12 protein-coding genes are annotated in these 12,994 nt (G+C 35.2%); 9 read left to right on the top strand and 3 right to left on the bottom strand.

Features of this window, described 5'->3' with window-relative positions:
- Positions 1-85: 85 nt before the first annotated feature.
- From N0B16_RS04700 to N0B16_RS04680, 5 genes are all read left to right on the top strand, one after another.
- On the top strand, positions 86-1,576 hold the full coding sequence (locus tag N0B16_RS04700) for a DUF8728 domain-containing protein (RefSeq protein ID WP_262989571.1): 1,491 nt from the start codon (positions 86-88) through the stop codon (positions 1,574-1,576).
- Between the two features lie 76 nt (positions 1,577-1,652).
- The gene (locus N0B16_RS04695; RefSeq protein WP_262989570.1) at positions 1,653-2,183 is read left to right on the top strand and encodes a DUF1697 domain-containing protein; all 531 of its coding nucleotides are present in this window, start codon (positions 1,653-1,655) and stop codon (positions 2,181-2,183) included.
- Between the two features lie 106 nt (positions 2,184-2,289).
- A complete protein-coding gene (gene kdsA, locus N0B16_RS04690; RefSeq protein ID WP_262989569.1) occupies positions 2,290-3,099 on the top strand; it encodes a 3-deoxy-8-phosphooctulonate synthase in 810 nt (269 codons plus the stop codon).
- A 42-nt stretch (positions 3,100-3,141) separates the two neighbouring features.
- Entirely contained in the window at positions 3,142-5,346 is a 2,205-nt protein-coding gene (locus N0B16_RS04685) for a TonB-dependent receptor plug domain-containing protein (protein WP_262989568.1), read from the top strand.
- Positions 5,347-5,425: 79 nt separating this feature from the next.
- A complete protein-coding gene (locus N0B16_RS04680) occupies positions 5,426-5,896 on the top strand; it encodes a DUF3347 domain-containing protein (protein WP_262989567.1) in 471 nt (156 codons plus the stop codon).
- Between the two features lie 95 nt (positions 5,897-5,991).
- Here N0B16_RS04680 and N0B16_RS04675 read toward each other — a convergent pair whose 3' ends face one another.
- Together N0B16_RS04675 and N0B16_RS04670 are read right to left on the bottom strand one after the other, a co-directional pair.
- Complete coding sequence (locus N0B16_RS04675; protein WP_027385416.1) at positions 5,992-6,858, bottom strand: sigma-70 family RNA polymerase sigma factor; 867 nt, start codon at positions 6,856-6,858, stop codon at positions 5,992-5,994.
- 192 nt (positions 6,859-7,050) lie between these two features.
- The gene (locus N0B16_RS04670; protein ID WP_262989566.1) at positions 7,051-7,842 is read right to left on the bottom strand and encodes a S1/P1 nuclease; all 792 of its coding nucleotides are present in this window, start codon (positions 7,840-7,842) and stop codon (positions 7,051-7,053) included.
- 292 nt (positions 7,843-8,134) lie between these two features.
- Here N0B16_RS04670 and N0B16_RS04665 point away from each other — a divergent pair, with 292 nt between their 5' ends.
- From N0B16_RS04665 to N0B16_RS04655, 3 genes are read left to right on the top strand one after another with little or no spacing between them, the layout of a single operon-like run.
- The gene (locus N0B16_RS04665) at positions 8,135-9,052 is read left to right on the top strand and encodes a hypothetical protein (RefSeq protein ID WP_262989565.1); all 918 of its coding nucleotides are present in this window, start codon (positions 8,135-8,137) and stop codon (positions 9,050-9,052) included.
- A gap of 55 nt (positions 9,053-9,107) precedes the next feature.
- Positions 9,108-10,019 carry a TssN family type VI secretion system protein gene (locus tag N0B16_RS04660; protein ID WP_262989564.1) on the top strand — a complete coding sequence of 304 codons (912 nt, stop codon included), beginning with the start codon at positions 9,108-9,110 and terminating at the stop codon, positions 10,017-10,019.
- 11 nt (positions 10,020-10,030) lie between these two features.
- Positions 10,031-11,176, top strand: coding sequence for a hypothetical protein (locus N0B16_RS04655; protein ID WP_262989563.1), 1,146 nt, complete (start codon positions 10,031-10,033; stop codon positions 11,174-11,176).
- A gap of 32 nt (positions 11,177-11,208) precedes the next feature.
- Here N0B16_RS04655 and N0B16_RS04650 read toward each other — a convergent pair whose 3' ends face one another.
- Positions 11,209-11,862: a metal-dependent transcriptional regulator gene (locus tag N0B16_RS04650; protein ID WP_262989562.1), complete on the bottom strand. Its 654-nt coding sequence runs from the start codon at positions 11,860-11,862 to the stop codon at positions 11,209-11,211.
- 85 nt (positions 11,863-11,947) lie between these two features.
- Between N0B16_RS04650 and N0B16_RS04645 the strand changes: the two genes are divergently transcribed.
- Complete coding sequence (locus N0B16_RS04645; RefSeq protein ID WP_262989561.1) at positions 11,948-12,979, top strand: threonine aldolase family protein; 1,032 nt, start codon at positions 11,948-11,950, stop codon at positions 12,977-12,979.
- Positions 12,980-12,994: the final 15 nt, after the last annotated feature.

Raw genomic sequence — 12,994 nt, 5'->3', positions numbered from 1 at the left:
TTTATAAAGCGGAACTTCGGTTCCGCTTTTTTATTGTTGATTGTAAAACATTTTAGAATTATATTTGTGCGGTTAAAAGAACACAATGACTCTACTTAAAAATAAAAACCTTCCCATTTACGCAGTTATTTTTGCAATCATTGCAAAGCTGTATTTTTTGCTGACCCATCACATTCAGGAAGACGCTTTTATTACGTGGAGAGTTGCTCAGAATTTATTGGATTATGGCGTTATCGGTTTTAACGGTAATACAAAGATCTCTGCTTCCACCACCCATTTGTATGTTTTTGTTTCTTATTTTTTCAACCTGATCTTCGGGAAAGACAATTTTATTGAGCCGCTTCTTATATTCAATACAATACTTTTTACCATTGGAAGCTTATTCTTATCCCATATCCTGTTTAAAAATAACTGGCATAAAGCAATTTTTATTTTTTTGTTCGGAATTTTACCCCCTTCTATCAAAATTTCCATACTCGGAATGGAATATGGGATTTTATTCTTTTTAGAGATGGCTTTATTATATTATGGCTTCCAAAAAGAGAAAAAATGGGCATTGATCATCTTACCGGTTCTTATTTTATTTACCAGGATTGATACGGTTATTTTCCTGGGAATTATTTTTTTAGTTGATATTTTTTGGAATAAAAAAATAAAATGGAGCTTCGTTTTAGGGGGTATTTTGGGTATTGCATTATCTGTAGCATTCAACTGGTTTTATTTTGGCGAATGGGTCAATAATACGATTGTTGCTAAAAAATTACGCTATGACAATCATTTCACGCTGCAGCAGGATTTTGATTATTTCAGGCTCAATTATGGTAATTTTTGGGGAATGGTAAAGCTTCCGGGAGATTTTAATCCTTTTATGATCTTAATAGCTTTGTTTGAACTGGCCTGTTTTATTTATCTGATCCGACAGCGTGAAAAAAGAAATTATTTTTTATGGATTATTTTCCTTTTTGCGTGGACGAAACAATTGGTTTTTCTATCGCAAAAAAGCCTTTTCGACTGGTATTACTGGGTTCCGCAAATTCTGCTATTTGTTCCTGTCATCATTTTTGTTCTGGAGCAGAAAGTAAAACGTAATCTTTGGCTGAGCCTTTTAATTATATTCTACATTCTCCCGATGTTGGCCTTTCAGACCGTACATTCCATTGCAACAGGAAATGGTGAGTGGAACTACAGAAGATCAATAGGATTATTTCTGGACGTGTATGAAAAAGATAAAAAACAATGGATTTTATTGGAACCTGCAGGATACATCCCATATTTTTCCGGTCTGAAAACGATTGATGAAGTAGGATTGGTCGATAAGCAAATTCAGACCGAAATCAGGAAAGACAAGCCTCACTACTGGATCAATACCGTTAAAAAAAGAAAGCCAAAATATCTGCTTTCGTACAATAATTTATTTGAAGATCAAGATTCAGCGTATTATAAAGATCATTATAAACTGCTTAAAGAATTCCGGATAAAAGACCATTTAAAAAGTGACAATAAAATTCTTGAGAAAATCTATAAGCTGAAACCTTCCGGAAGTGATTATAATCTCTACGAAAAAATTAGAAATTAGTATTTAGAAATTAATATACAATCTCTAAAATCTCTAATTTTAAATCCTAAATCCTAAATCCTAAATCCTAATTAAAATGAAATACTGTGCTTTTCTCCGTGGTGTCAATGTAAAAGGAACTAATATGAAAATGGCTGAAGTCTGCGAGGTTTTCAGTAATGCGGGTATGGAAAATGTAAGTTCTGTGTTAGCTTCAGGAAATATTATTTTTTCATCGAATCAAAATGCTGAAGCGTTAAAAATCATTCTGGAAAAAGCCATGTCGGAACATTTTAATTATGAAGCTTTTTTATTCATCAAATCTAAAGAAGAAGTTGAACGTTTTTGGAATTCAAATCCCTTTGATAAGAATGAAAACCTGCATATCTATGCTTTTGTCGGTCACAATGAAGTTGAAACGGTTTTGATGAAAGAATTTGAAAATGCGGCAAAAACCGAAGGCGAAGAAGCGAAAATTGTAAATGGAATTTTTTATTGGCAGGTCCCGAAAGGAAATACATTGGACTCTACATTTGGTAAAATCCTGGGAAGAAAGAATCTGAAAGATCAGTTCACCAGCAGAAATAGTAATACATTTGAGAAAATTTTAAAAAAGATAAATTCTTAGCAATTTCAAAATACAGTGAGTTACATGCATTAAATCCTAAGGGTTAAATAATTTCGCTTTTCCGAACTTTATAAGTATTTTTACTGAACTTATTAATTCAGATAAAATGATTCAGTATTTAGACAACATACACCACAAAGATTCAAAAAACTTTTTCCTCATTGCCGGTCCGTGCATTATTGAAGGGGAAGATATGGCATTAAGAATTGCAGAAAAAGTAATTGAGCTGACTGATCAATATAATATTCCTTACATTTTCAAAGGAAGCTTCAAAAAAGCCAACAGAAGCAGGGTAGATTCTTTTACAACCATCGGGGAAGAAAAATCGCTCGAAATTCTTAAAAAAGTAGGGGAGACGTTTAATATTCCCACCACGACAGATATTCATGAAAATGATCATGCAGCTTTAGCAGCTCAGTATGTAGATGTTTTGCAGATTCCTGCATTTTTGGTTCGCCAGACAGATCTTCTGATCGCCGCAGCCAAAACCGGAAAATGTGTATCTTTAAAAAAAGGACAGTTTCTGTCTCCGGAATCCATGAAATTTGCCGTACAAAAAGTAACAGATTCCGACAATCAAAAAGTCGCGATCATTGAAAGAGGAAATTCTTTCGGATATACAGATTTGGTTGTCGATTACCGCGGAATTCCTACCATGAGAGAATATGCACCGGTTATTCTGGATGTTACGCATTCCTTACAACAGCCTAATCAAAGTTCGGGAGTCACAGGAGGAAGACCGGATTTGATTGAAACAATAGCAAAAGCGGGAATTGCAGTCGGTGCAGACGGAATTTTCATTGAGACGCATCCAACTCCGGAAACCGCTTTATCTGACGGAGCAAACATGCTGCGCCTGGATTTATTGGAAGATTTGCTGCAAAAACTGACAAGAGTGAGAGAATCCATTTTGTAGTTGTTAAAAAATACTTAAATTTAGCATTCTAAAACATTTCGTTTGAAAAAATTAGTTTTACCATTGAGCCTTATGGTTCCCATGTTAGTATTTTCACAGACCAAAAAGAGAGATACAACAAGAACAACCGATATTGAGGAAGTCGTTTTCCAGAAAAAAGTAGTAGGAAGTACTACCGATCTTTCCACCGTTAAAATATCTGCCAAAGATGCTCAGAATGTGGCGAGTATTTCCGGGGGAATCGAAGGGATCATCAAAACGCTGCCTTCCGTAAACTCCAATACCGAGTTGTCTTCACAATACATGGTGCGTGGTGGAAACTATGATGAAAACCTTATTTACATTAATGATATTGAGATTTACAGGCCTTTTTTGATCAGAAATTCGCAGCAGGAAGGGTTAAGCATTATTAATCCGGATATGGTTTCTACAGTCAATTTTTCTGCAGGAGGGTTTGAACCGAGATACGGTGATAAAATGTCTTCGGCATTGAATATTTATTACCGCGAACCGGAAAAATTTGAAGTTTCCGGTGAGGCAAGTTTAATCGGAGGAAGATTAACGACAGGTTTGGCTTCAAAAAATAAAAAATTAACCGCTTTATTTTCAGGAAGGTATAGAAATACCAATTTGGTGCTGAATACTTTAAATGAAGACACCGATTTCAATCCGGTATACTATGATTTTCAGACATATTTGAATTATCATGTAAGCGAAAAATTCACCATGTCATTTATAGGATATTATTCTAAAAATGATTACGAAATGGTCCCGAAAGAGAGAAGTGTAGACTTCGGATCGGTACAGAGGCCCATCAATCTTACCGTATTTTATAATGGTAAAGAAGATGACAAGTACAAAAATATGATGGGTACTTTTTCAATGAATTATAAACCGTCTGATAAATGGAGATTTACATTAGACAGTTTTGCCTATCAAAACCGCGAAAGAGAATATTATTCTATTGCTTCAAGCTATATTTTACAGACATTTGACCCGATTACGGGCGACCCGATTACGTCTTATGATGTAGGCGGACAAATAGAGCACGCCAGAAATGACCTTTTAGTGAAAACCTACGGAACCCAGTTCAGAACCCGTTTTTCACCTAATGTGAATACGGCTATTGAAGTCGGGTTTAAATTTGAAAAAGAAAATCTGAGCGATCTTACTAATGAATGGAAGCTGGTAGATTCTTCCGGCTACAGCACTCCAAGACCTTTGGATGACCCAAGATTTCCGGATGCTTCAGATTTAGATTTATACTATAGTATTTCAGGGAAAAATCATATAGAACCGACAAGACTATCGGCTTATGCTCAATATTCACAGAAATTTTTCTGGGGATCTAGCAAAGTTTTCGTTAACGCCGGTGCACGAGTGTCACACTGGAGCTTCAACGACGAAACCATATTTTCGCCAAGAGCACAGTTTGCCATAAAACCGGATTGGAATACCGATATGCTGTTCAGACTTTCGGGAGGAGTGTATTATCAGGCTCCTTTTTATAAGGAAATTAAAGATTTAGATGGTAACTTTAATCCGAATATTAAATCTCAGCGTTCCATACAGGCAATTTTGGCGAATGATTTTGAATTTGAGTTTGACGACAGACCATTTAAATTAACGACAGAACTGTATTATAAGAAAATGGATAACCTGATTCCTTATTACATGGATAATGTGAGAATCCGCTATTCCGGGAAAAATAATGCTTCAGGATACGCTTACGGAATCGATACCAGATTATTCGGTGAGTTTGTTCCGGGAGTAGATTCGTGGCTTTCTGCAAGTTATGCGAGAGTATATGAAAATATTGATGGGAGAGGAGATATTCCGAGACCCACAGATCAGAGATTCAGATTTGCCATGTTTTATCAGGATTATATGCCGAAATTTCCATCGATGCGGGTTAACTTAACTTTGACCTATGCAATGGGATTACCGAATGGTGCGCCTGTTTTTACAGACCCTTATCAGTACCAGAAAACTTTGCCTTCGTATAAAAGAGTAGACATCGGGCTTTCAAAAGTCTTTATCGACCGAAAAGACAACAAAAAAACGTATGGTTTCTGGGGTAATTTTGATGAGCTGATTTTAGGGGTACAGGTTTTTAACGCTTTTAATATCAACAATACCGTTTCTAATCAGTGGATTACCGATGCCAATACCAATCTGATGTATCCTGTTCCGGTACGTTTGACGGGTAGGTTTTTTAACGTAAAACTTGAATTTAAAATTAAATAAATATAGACTCCTGATTTTTTTTCAGGAGTTTTTTATTTGATTATTTTTGAATACATTCGCAATTCATTCCCGAATTAAAATGAAAAAATATATCGCACTTTTATTTTCTGTAATTATGGTAGTTGTTTTGCAGTCTCAGTCAAAACAGAATACCCAACTGACAAAATTATATCAGAATTATATTCAGTTAAAATCTTCTCTAGCGTCTGATGATCGTAAAAAAACATCAATGGCGGCAGGAGAATTTCTAAAAACAGCTTCAACAGTACATGTCAAATCAATTGATGATAAAACACTGAATTCACTAAAATCTGATGCCAAAATTATTGAACAGGCAAAAAATATCGAGACTCAAAGAAAAGCATTTTTTACAATGTCTGATATTATGATCGGTTTAGCAAAGGAAAATAAAATGTCTGATCAGACAATATTCGTACAGTATTGTCCGATGGCCAAAGGAAGCTGGCTGAGCAACGAAAAACAAATCGTTAATCCTTATTATGGAAAATCAATGGTATCTTGTGGAAATGTAAAATCTGAGATTAAGTAAGCTTTTTAAAGGTAAAACTTAAATTAGAATATTTAATCAATAAAAAAACGGAGCCTGAAAAAATCAAACTCCGTTTTGTAAGTGTATCAATTTAATTATTTACCTAAATAAGATTTCAAAATCTTACTTCTGGTATTGTGTTTCAATCTTTTGATGGCTTTTTCTTTAATCTGACGCACTCTCTCTCTTGTAAGATCGAAAGTTTCACCGATTTCTTCCAAGGTCATCGGATGTTTTCCGTTTAGTCCGAAATATAATCTTACTAAATCTGCCTCTCTCGGTGTCAATGTATTCAGCGCTCTTTCAATTTCAATCTGAAGAGATTCCAGCATCAGGTCTTTATCCGGGCTTGGAGATTCTCCTGAACGCAAAACATCATATAAATTAGAATCTTCACCTTCTACCAACGGTGCATCCATCGACAGGTGTCTTCCGGAGTTTTTCATGGATTCTTTGATGTCTTCCTCGCTCATGTCAAGAACTTCAGCCAATTCTTCCGGAGAAGGGGGTCTTTCGTTTTCCTGCTCAAGGTGAGCGTATGCTTTATTGATTTTATTGATCGAACCAATTTTATTCAATGGCAATCTTACAATTCTCGACTGCTCTGCCAAAGCCTGTAAAATCGATTGACGGATCCACCAAACGGCGTAAGAGATAAATTTAAAACCTCTTGTTTCATCGTATCTTTTTGCAGCTTTCATCAATCCTAAATTTCCTTCATTAATTAAATCGGGAAGCGAAAGGCCTTGATTTTGGTACTGTTTAGAAACTGAAACTACGAAACGAAGGTTGGCTTTGATTAATTTTTCCAGTGCGGCTCTGTCTCCTGCGCGGATTCTCTGTGCCAAATCTACTTCTTCGTCTGCAGTGATCAATTCTACTTTACCGATTTCCTGCAAATACTTGTCTAATGAAGCAGTTTCCCTGTTGGTTACCTGCTTGGTTATTTTTAATTGTCTCATTTATTTTATTCTCAACAATAGAGTTACTGTATATTATACGTTTGAAATCGTAAAAAGGTTACACCGTTTTTAATTATTTTTTATTGAATTAAAATTACATTGGAAAATAAGTTGTACATTATCTGCGCTCAATGAGGATAAAAAAAAGTGAAGCCAAAGACCTCACTTTATATTTGATACAATTATAATTATTTAAAATAAATCATTCAACACTTTTGCCAGTCTTAGACCGCCGTATAGCAGCTGTCTTTCCATGGTGTCATTAAATTTATACTGGTATTCGTACGATAGTTTTGAACCTTCCGGAGTTTGCGCATAAATTTTATTGGCAATTAAATGAGAATCATACAGCCAGTTTTCTAACGTTCCGGACTGAATTTGTGCTACTTCTTCTTTAGATTTAATGTCAAGAAGTTTTGCATATTCTGTGTAACTGTATTTTTGTGAATCTACTAATTTACCATCCCAAACTGAATGTAAATTTGTTTTATCTCCAAAATAAGTCACATTAATCTTATTTCCTCCTAAATCTTCAGATCTTCCTGTATGCAATGGCTGGGTAAGATCTCCCACCATATGAATCAGGAATATTAAAGCGATTTTACGGTCTTTTTCAGCGGTTTTTTCATCTTTGATCTGTGCAGATAATGTTTTGATCTGACTGTAAAGATTAGGTCCTGCCTGTGCTTTCAGGTTTTGTTCAAATGCTTTGAAGTCGGTTTGAGGATCAATATTTACGTAATGCCATGCAGAAGCCTGCTTCCAGGTTCCGGTGGTATCAGATTTAATAAAATCCGGCCAGTTTGCCCAATACGCAAGACGTTCCTGTCCCATCATTTTTCTGATTTCTCTTTTTGCTTTCCCACTCAGATGATTTTCAGCAATTTCTGCAATAATTCTGTGTCCCGTCAATCCCCAAGCGTAAGAATATAAAGAGCTTGTAATACACAGTACAAGTGAGATTTTAGAATAAATACTTTTCATTTTTTAATTATAAAGTTCAGTGTGCAAAGATAAGTTACCCATTTCGAACTCAGATTAAAATAACAGGTTTTCTTGGTGGAATCATTGTTAAATAAAATTAACCTTTTATCAATTTGCATCAATAAAATATTATTGATGCTATTTTTGAGTTTTAATTTTTTTAATTATGAAATAATTAGTAATTTGGAGTGTTTAAAGACAGAAACGGTAGCGATACTTTTTCAAAATATAGAGATTTAATCTTTACAAAACCACACCACAACAGAGTATGTATGACAATAGCATTATAAACATGCATTATAACAAACTGCAGACAGATTTTAAAGCTGAAGCAGTGGCCGTTAATCTTTTAAAATATCACCGAGCGGTAAGCAATATATTTATTGAGCGAATCGGGATTAATGACAGAGCGTATCTTAAAGACATAAAAAGTATTACCAGTCATTATCTGGGTTTTGATGAGGAAGTTTTTACCATACAGACTTACCGTGAAGGTATTTATGATTATTTACCCGAAGGCCTTTTTCATCCGCCGTCTCTCAATACTTCAAGAAAAAACATTGAGAATGTTGTTCGGGAAATCCGGAAGCAGAAAAGGGTAGAAGATGATGCCAGAAAGTTTTTCACTCCTTTTGAGCTTGAAATATTTTTTACTGAAATCAGTGCGTTACTTAAAGAATTTGATTTTGATCTGGCCAGTGATACTGATTCTTTACTGGAGATTTTCGGTGAATTATGGCCCATAATTAAAATGCTCGATCAGAAAAATGCATATATTTTTATCTACATTTTACCGTTTTTTCATCATATCCGAGGAGACAAAAAGTGGTTTGAGCAGTGCATGACAGCTTTTCTGGAAGTTCCTGTAAACATTACTTTTACGCCAAATATCATCGACAGGATTGAAGAAAATAATGATTCTATGCTTTTAGGAAATTCCAGATTGGGCGTTACGTATATTCCGAGCGGAAAACATATGGATGGTGAAAGAAACTGGATCGTGAATATAGGGCCCATTCCTTATGATGACGTGAAAAAATATATACCGGGAAATCCTTTCAGAAAAGTTCTTCAGGCGCTGTATGATTATTGTTTGCCGGTTACCGTAGAGGTGATCGAAAATTTTATTACCGAGAAAATGGAATATTCTTTTACGATCGAAGACAATGGAAAAAACAGCAACAGGCTAGGTTTTTCAACATTTCTCTAGAATATTTTATTATATTTACAATCATCAACACAATCAATATTAATAAAAGAAATACATGGAAGTTTCTTCAATAAAAGGTATATTTTTCAGATATATTTTTGTGCCTTTACTCGCCGTAATCATGATGGCAATTCTGGGTGTAATCAGACGCAATAAGCCTGCTATAAAAATCAGAGTAATTATTGTCTATGTGCTTTTATGCAGTCTGTGCCTTGCAATTCCTGGGTTTTTCGGTTTTTCCGGTAATTTATTTAATCCTTACTGGTATTTGATTTCGATGATCATCTATTTGCTTTTTGGGATCATTCATGTCAATTTACTGCATACTTATTTCAGAAAGCACATACAGTCATTATCGCTAAGCATTTTGTTCGAATCTGTATTATCAGTGACGTGCGCATTGGTAGGAGCGTATCTTTTTGTATTAATATTTGGATGGATCAGCAGCGGAATGGGATATCCTGTGATGTCTGCAACCAGTATTCTTATATTTTTTGTACCGCTGGTTTTTCATTATTGCTATGTGCAGTTTATCAGTATTCCTGTTGATATTTATAAGACATGGAGATATTCTCCGGATCAGAAACCGCCGGATTTTGAAGGCGCAGATTTTGATAGGTTAATGGTACTGAATGTTGAACTCAGCAAAAATCTGGAAGATGCCAACAGATTCAGGATTAAAGCGAAAACACTTCCTACAGGAGTTACCTTCGGTGATTGGTTTTATCGTGTTGTGGATGATTACAATCACAAAAACCCGAAATCTGTCATTCATCTGACGGATATGGATAGTGAAGCTTATTACTGGATATTTTATACGAAAAAATCGTTTTTCAGCTTTAGAAAATATATCGATTTCAATGAAGATATCAGTACCAATAATATTTCAGAAAACGAAGTGGTCATCTGTAAAAGGGTGATTCAGCATGAGGAAGAAGGAAGAAGAAAATTACAGTCACAAATCTAAAAAGTACTACAATGATACAGCCGATCAAACATTTTGCGATCAACTGGGTAGATGGAATGAAAGTTTCACAAAAACACCTTAATGATCAGGACAATTTTTTAATCGATACCATAAGAGATGCAAATTCTCTCGCGATAACCACTTACAATTACGGATTGCTGCCGTTGTCGAACGAATTTACAGACAAAACCATTTTTGATGTTCACAATACTGCGACCAATGATGTACAGCTGATTATTAAAAATTGCAGCGCAGTAACTTTAGCGGGATACAGAATTGAGCTGAAAGACCGGAGAGTGAGTGTAAAATCGTTGGCTAAATCTCTGAATATCGATGAAAATCAGATTGATGGAGAATATTATATTTTAATTTCTGTTAATCCATTTGATAAAGTGGCTTTCGGAGATATCGATCCGGAAGAGATCCCACCGCGGCATCCCAATGCTCAGGCAAATTATCATATCGAATTGTTACCGGTTACCTCTTTAAACAGCAGCTATTCCGGAGGGAATTATTTAGTAGTAGGAAAAGTAGATTTCAAAGGAAATATTGCTCAGGTCAATTCTACTTTTATTCCGCCTTGTGCATCAGTTCAAAGCCATCCTGCATTACTGGATTATTATAACGGATATGCAAAATCTATAGGAAATTTGCAGCAGTATGCTTTTAAGATTATTCAGAAAGCGGCCCATAAAAATCAAAATACGGCGTTGGCACAAAATGTAAAATCATTGTGTACCGTGATGGTAGATACGTTCGGAGATTTGTATTTTCAGTTCAGAAATATTATTCCGTATCAACCGCCTGTTTTTCTGATAGAATCTTTTGCCAAACTGGCATTGAAATTATACAACGCCACACAGGTTTTGGTACCTGCAGAACTGGAGGAGATGTTGAATTACAGTTTAGAATGGAGCGAAATAGCACCTCATACCTTATTAAACCAACTTTCTACCGTTGCAGAAACCAATTATGACCATCATAATTCCGGAGAGCCGTTGCTGTATATTCAGCAGATGCTCAGAAGTCTGGAAACTATTTTTTCTAAATTAAGCGAGCTGGATTATATCGGACAGAGAAGAGAAAACATTATCGTAAACGAACAGGAAGTTTCTTCCAATACCAACCCAAAAAGAGGGTGGAGTGTATTAGATTAAATGTATTGAAAAGCAGGAATTATTTCCTGCTTTTATTTTTTTACTAAAATTTTCTCGGTTGCTTTTTTACTCAGGACGTCCTTTTTTCCTGCAATTTCAATGGTAACCGATCTGTCGAAATCTTCAATTTTAATGATTTTGATTTTGGTATTCAGAAGCAGGTTTCTTTCTGTAAGGTAATTTAAAAAAGCATCATCAGAAAGCGTGACCGATGCAAAAATAACGGTTTCACCAACTTTACAGGTGCTTAATTTCTGCAAATCCTGGGAAATAATATTGCCGTCTTTATCGGGAATAGGTTCACCATGAGGATCAAATTTTGGATAGTCTAAAATTTCATCCATTTTATCAAAAAACACTTGTGAATGCACATGTTCCAGCTGTTCTGCAATTTCATGCACATTTTCCCAGCCGAAATTCATTTTTTTTACCAAAAACATTTCGGTAAGCCTGTGTTTACGGACAACCAAAGCGGCTTCACGTTTTCCCTGATCCGTGATTTTTAATGGTTTGTATGTTTCGTAAATGACCCAGCTTTTATCGGCAAACTTTTTCATCATATTGTTTACACTCGGCATTTTTACGTTCAGAAATTTGCTAAGCTCATTGATGGTCACTTTTCCTTCATGGTCAACTAAATGAAACAAAGCTTTCAGATAATTCTCTTCTGTTAATGTTGTTTTCAAAATGTTAGATGATTTTCATTACAAATCTAACAAAATAAATTGAAAAGCGAAGTCTTGTTATTTTAACTTTTTTTAATTTAGCGTCATGAAATTTTCTTTTAAAAATGACTATTCTGAAGGATGCCATCCCAATATTTTAGAAGCATTGGTACGGTACAATCTCATTCAGCAACCGGGATACAGTGAAGATGAATATTCTTTAAAAGCCAAAAAGCTAATTAAAGAAAAAATAAAAAATGATACTTCTGAAATTTATTTTATTTCCGGTGGAACGCAGGCGAATCTGATCGTTATTTCATCCATTTTGAAACCATATCAGTGTGTAATTTCTGCATCGACAGGGCATATTCTGAACAATGAAACCGGAGCCATTGAAGCAACCGGACATAAAATTCTGAGCATAGAAACGGAGAACGGAAAACTTACACCTGAAGATATAGTGCCGGTTTTGGAAAATCACACAAATATCCCTCATCAGGTAATGCCGAAGTTGGTCTATATTTCAAATTCGACCGAATTGGGAACCATTTATCATAAAAATGAGCTGGAAAAACTTTCCCGGTTTTGCAAAGAAAATAAACTATACCTGTTTATGGACGGGGCGAGATTGGGTCATGCATTAACATCGGAAATCAATGATGTATCTCTGGAAGACATCGCAAAACTGACAGATATTTTTTATCTCGGCGGCACCAAAAACGGAGCGTTACTGGGTGAAGCGGTTATTATTAATAACACGAATCTACAGGAAGATTTTGCCTTCAATATCAAACAAAAAGGAGCACTTCTGGCAAAAGGCAGGGTATTAGGAATTCAGTTTTTAGAATTGATGCAGAATGATCTGTATTTCAAACTTTCAGAAAATGCCAATCTGCAGGCGATGAAAATAAAAAAAGCTTTGCAGAAAAAGAATGTTGAATTTTTGTCAGAGACTTTTACCAATCAGATTTTTCCTATTCTGGACCACCAACTTATTGATCTTTTAGCTGAAAAATTTGAATTTTATATCTGGAAAAAGATCGATCATCATTCATCAGCTGTTCGGCTTATTACGTCATGGAATACCGATGATCAGGCGACAGACAGTTTTATAGAAATTATTGATAATCAATTATAAATACAAAAAATGCAA

This window comes from Chryseobacterium gilvum, from assembly GCF_025628965.1.
Taxonomy (GTDB): Bacteria; Bacteroidota; Bacteroidia; order Flavobacteriales; family Weeksellaceae; genus Chryseobacterium; species Chryseobacterium gilvum.
Note: the sequence above shows the minus strand (reverse complement) of the source record. Positions and strands in the feature narration are given on the sequence as shown.

Excerpts from the sequence above, each read along its gene's own strand:
- N0B16_RS04645 (WP_262989561.1), top strand. The coding sequence starts at position 11,948 with ATGAAATTTTCTTTTAAAAATGACTATTCTGAAGGATGCCATCCCAAT.
- N0B16_RS04660 (WP_262989564.1), top strand. The coding sequence starts at position 9,108 with ATGGAAGTTTCTTCAATAAAAGGTATATTTTTCAGATATATTTTTGTG.
- N0B16_RS04670 (WP_262989566.1), bottom strand. The coding sequence starts at position 7,842 with ATGAAAAGTATTTATTCTAAAATCTCACTTGTACTGTGTATTACAAGC.
- N0B16_RS04700 (WP_262989571.1), top strand. The coding sequence starts at position 86 with ATGACTCTACTTAAAAATAAAAACCTTCCCATTTACGCAGTTATTTTT.
- kdsA (WP_262989569.1), top strand. The coding sequence starts at position 2,290 with ATGATTCAGTATTTAGACAACATACACCACAAAGATTCAAAAAACTTT.
- N0B16_RS04655 (WP_262989563.1), top strand. The coding sequence starts at position 10,031 with ATGATACAGCCGATCAAACATTTTGCGATCAACTGGGTAGATGGAATG.
- N0B16_RS04675 (WP_027385416.1), bottom strand. The coding sequence starts at position 6,858 with ATGAGACAATTAAAAATAACCAAGCAGGTAACCAACAGGGAAACTGCT.
- N0B16_RS04665 (WP_262989565.1), top strand. The coding sequence starts at position 8,135 with ATGCATTATAACAAACTGCAGACAGATTTTAAAGCTGAAGCAGTGGCC.
- N0B16_RS04680 (WP_262989567.1), top strand. The coding sequence starts at position 5,426 with ATGAAAAAATATATCGCACTTTTATTTTCTGTAATTATGGTAGTTGTT.
- N0B16_RS04695 (WP_262989570.1), top strand. The coding sequence starts at position 1,653 with ATGAAATACTGTGCTTTTCTCCGTGGTGTCAATGTAAAAGGAACTAAT.